The organism is Streptomyces sp. NPDC021096 (assembly GCF_040641275.1).
GTDB lineage: Bacteria > Actinomycetota > Actinomycetes > Streptomycetales > Streptomycetaceae > Streptomyces.
Window position 1 is genome coordinate 1 of the sequence record NZ_JBFADG010000052.1, and the last position, 3,916, is coordinate 3,916.

The 3,916-nt window shown below is 67.1% G+C and carries 3 protein-coding genes; 2 read left to right on the plus strand and 1 reads right to left on the minus strand.

Going from position 1 to position 3,916, the window contains the following annotated elements; all coding sequences use genetic code 11:
* Positions 1 to 1,238: condensation domain-containing protein (locus AB0G59_RS28945; RefSeq protein WP_360917703.1), on the minus strand; the 1,238-nt coding region annotated here is incomplete at its 3' end.
* A 564-nt stretch (positions 1,239 to 1,802) separates the two neighbouring features.
* On the opposite strand from AB0G59_RS28945, the gene AB0G59_RS28950 reads away from it, so the two are divergent.
* Both AB0G59_RS28950 and AB0G59_RS28955 read left to right on the plus strand, forming a co-directional pair.
* Positions 1,803 to 2,018, plus strand: a complete 216-nt coding sequence (locus AB0G59_RS28950) for an MbtH family protein (protein WP_360917706.1) — start codon at positions 1,803 to 1,805, stop codon at positions 2,016 to 2,018.
* 624 nt (positions 2,019 to 2,642) lie between these two features.
* The coding region (locus tag AB0G59_RS28955; RefSeq protein WP_360917709.1) for a condensation domain-containing protein at positions 2,643 to 3,916 on the plus strand (1,274 nt) is incomplete at its 3' end.

The following is a 3,916-nucleotide window of genomic DNA, read 5'->3' on the forward strand; positions in this document are numbered from 1 at the left end:
TCCACACCACCCACCACGACGCCGGCAGCGGCATCCGTGGCGATGGCCTCCAGCAGCCGTACCAGCCGCTGCGCGAACTCCTCGACGGTGGCCTCGTCGAAGAGGTCGGGCCGGTAGTCCAGGCGCAGGTGCAGCGCCTTCCCGGGGATGACGCCGAGGGCCAGGGGGTAGTGCGTGGCGTCGCGGCCCTGGACCGCGGCGACCTGCAGGCCCGAGGGCATGGTCTGGAGCGCGCCGGCGTCGAAGGGGTAGTTCTCGAACACCATGACCGTGTCGAACAACTCGCCCAGACCGGCGAGTCGTTGGATCTCACCGAGGCCGATGTACTGGTGCTCGATGAGCCGCGTCTGCTCCTCCTGGAAGCGCGTGAGGAGGCCGGCCAGGGTCTCGGACGGGTCGATCTTCATCCGCACCGGCAGGGTGTTGATGAACAGCCCGACCATCGACTCGATTCCGGGGAGCTCCGGCGGACGGCCGGAGACCGTCGCGCCGAACACCACGTCCTCGCGGCCGGTCACCCGGCTCAGCAGCAGGCCCCACGCGACCTGCGCCACGGTGTTCATCGTCAGGCTGCGACCGCGCGCGAACTCCTGGAGCGCGGAGGTCAGTTCCTCGGACAGGTCGACCGTGACCCGCTCCGGCAGCACCGCGTCGCGGCCCGGTCCCGTCGGCGCGATCCGCGTCGGCTCCTCCAGTCCCGCCAGGGAGGACCGCCAGGCCTCGAGCGCCGTGGGCCGGTCCTGGCGCGACAGCCAGGCCAGATGGTCCCGGTAGGGGGTCACCCGCGGCAGCGTGGCGTCGTCGCCGTTGTGCGTGTAGAGCGTCAGGAGCTCCCGCGTGACGAGCGGCATCGACCAGCCGTCCAGCAGGATGTGATGGTTGGTGAGGACGAACCGGAAGCGCTGCTCCTCCAGGCGGATCAGCGTGAACCGCATCAGGGGCGGCTGCGACAGGTCGAACCGGCGCACCCGGTCCTCCGCCAGCAGCCGGGCGACCTCGGCCTCACGCGCGTCCGCGGCGCGGTCCCGCAGGTCCACCTCGGTCCACGGCAGCTCCACCGCCTTGGGTACGACCTGAACGGGCTGCTCCAGCCCCTCGTGGAGGAAGCCGGCCCGCAGGTTCGCGTGCCGCGCCAGCAGGGTGCGGGCGGCGGCGCGCAGGGCCGAGGTGTCCCAGGGGCCCACCAACTCGAAAGCGACCTGGACGTTGTACACATCCGGCCCCTGCTCGTCATACACGGCGTGGAACAGGAGTCCCGCCTGCAACGGCGACAAAGGGAGGATGTCTTCCAGGTCACTAACCATTGGGGAAACCTTCCATATTTCACATGGAGAGAAGTTCTCCGGACCCGGCCGGGGCCCGCAAGAGTGGCGGCGGGCTAGGTGCCTGCCCCGCGGAGGAAAATGTCACTACCGCTGCTGGAGGATCGGCCCCGATTCGCGCCCCGCGAACAGGCCGAATACAGCCTCATGCACCCGCCCCCGAATCTTCAGCGCCGCCCGCCGGTCAATCACGCGGCCGCGAACTACGAAGATCATCTAACTTTGCCTGAGCCTATATCAGCCACGCCCCGACAGCAAGGGAATCATTTATGGCATGATGCCCGTTTTTAACCCATCCTCCCTGCTGTGGTTGGTTTGCACTGTGGCGGACCCGTCATCAACATCGCAGCGGAAGATGAGGTAGCGTCCCGAGTCGGAGTGATCACAGCACCCCTCGGGGGCGGGGCTGCCTCGTCCTTGACAACGTGCGTTCGCATCTTTGCAAGATGCCCATTACATGCCGTTCAAAGGAGTTGAGGAATGAGCAATCCGTTCGACGACCCTGATGGCCGCTTTTTCGTGCTCGTGAATGACGAGGGTCAGCACTCGCTGTGGCCCTCGTTCGTCCAGGTGCCGGACGGCTGGCGGATCGCCCTTGAGGAGACCTCCCGCCAGGCGTGCGTGGACTACATCGAGGAGAACTGGGACGACATGCGGCCCAACAGCCTGAAGCTGGAATCCGAAACAGCAGGCTGAGCAATTAGGGGCGAGCTTCCAGGGGGGAGCTCACCGACGGGGGCTAGGGGGAGAAGCCGATGTGGGCTTCTGAAGGGGACGGTCAGGCTCGGGTCCGCCGCGGAAAGCGCGGATGGGGGGCATGTGCCGGTTTTTGCCGTCCATTTGTGTCATTTTCGCGGCCGAGCAGGCCACGTTCGCTCCGCCCGAGGCGAGGATCGGGCCCATCACAGGCGATCGCCGGCGCGTTCCGGCCGACTCGGGCAGCCGTCCTGGGAACCGCCTTGTCCCACGGCCGTCAGCGGTCTTCCGCCGAAGCGGCCCGTGCCCATTCCCCGCGCATTCCGTCCGGGACCGTCCCACCGAGGTAGTGCCGTCCGGCCCCTTGATCGACCGGTCCACTGGTCAAGGGGCCGAGCCCCGCGGCGGAAAACCGTGCCGTGCCGTCCTGCGCCGCATTTCCCCGATGCACGGTGCGAGCACCCTCGGCTGCGCTCTCTTCACCACTCATACGTCTTTGGTTCACGCCGCAACTGATTCACTTTCCAGCGTCACGGATGGGTCGAGCGGGCGATGACCTCATAGTCACTAGCCTTGCGAAGGGTGTATGCAATGACTCAGTCTCACAGCGGCCTGAGGAATTTGATGTCGGGGCAGCTCGGGATCTGGTTCGCCCAGCAGCTCGACCCGCAGAGCACCGCCTACAACGTCGGCGAGTATCTCGAGATCGACGGCGACCTGGACATCAGGCTCTTCGAGATCGCCCTGCGGCACGCATACACCGAGGCCGAAGCCCTGCACGCACGTTTCGTCGGAGAGGACGACGACGTGCGGCAGCATTTCGCCGTATCCGACGACTGGCCCCTACACATTGTCGACCTGACCGCCCACCCGGATGCCCGCGCCGCTGCGGAATCATGGATGTGGGACGACATGCGGAAGCCGACTCCGCTCACGGGTGAACGATTCTTCACCCAGGCCCTCTTCCTCGTTCCCGGAAATCGCTTCTTCTGGTACCAGCGAGCCCACCACATCGTCGTCGACGGATTCGGCGGACCGCTCCTCGCAAGCCGTACGGCCGCGCTGTACAACGCGCTGCTCGCCGGTGACCCGGTCGGGGAACGGGCATGGGAGTCCATCGACGTCCTGCTCGCCGCCGACGACGAGTACCGCACTTCGAGCGACTTCACGGCGGACCGCGACTACTGGCTGCGGGAACTCGCCGACCGCCCCGAGGTCACCGGGCTCAGCGGTCGCCGCGCGGCCGAGGCGAGCGGCACGGTCCACCGCCACCTGGAGGGTGTCGGACCGGACGAGGCCGCCCTGCTGCGCCAGGCCGCCCGGAAGTACCGCACCACCCTGTCCGGCCTTCTGGTCGCCGGCACCGCCGCCTACATCAGCGCGATGACCGGTGCACAGGACGTCGTCCTGGGTCTTCCGGTACTGGGCCGGACGGGCAGCGCCGCCCGGCGCATTCCCGGAATGACCGCGAACGTTCTCCCCGTTCGCATGACGGTCTCCCCCGGCGCGGAAATCGCGGATTTCATCTCCCACACATCCGACCGGATCCGCAAGGCGCTGCGCCACCAGCGCTACCGGTACGAGGACATCCGCCGAGACCTCCAACTGGCCTCCGACGAGCCGCTCTTCGGCCCGACGGTCAATGTCATGTCCTTCGACTACGACCTCCGCTTCGGGAATTCCGGCGTCACGGTCCACAACCTCTCGAGCGGCATGCCGTTCAACGACCTCTCGGTCAATGTCTACGACCGGTCCGCCGACGGCAGCGTGAAGATCGCATTCGACGCGAACGCCGATCTGTACGAGCCTCAGGAAATCGCCGAACACGCCCGCCGATTCGTGCGCCTTCTCCTCGACATCGCCACCGCTGACGCGGGTGTTGCGGTCGGTGGAATAGG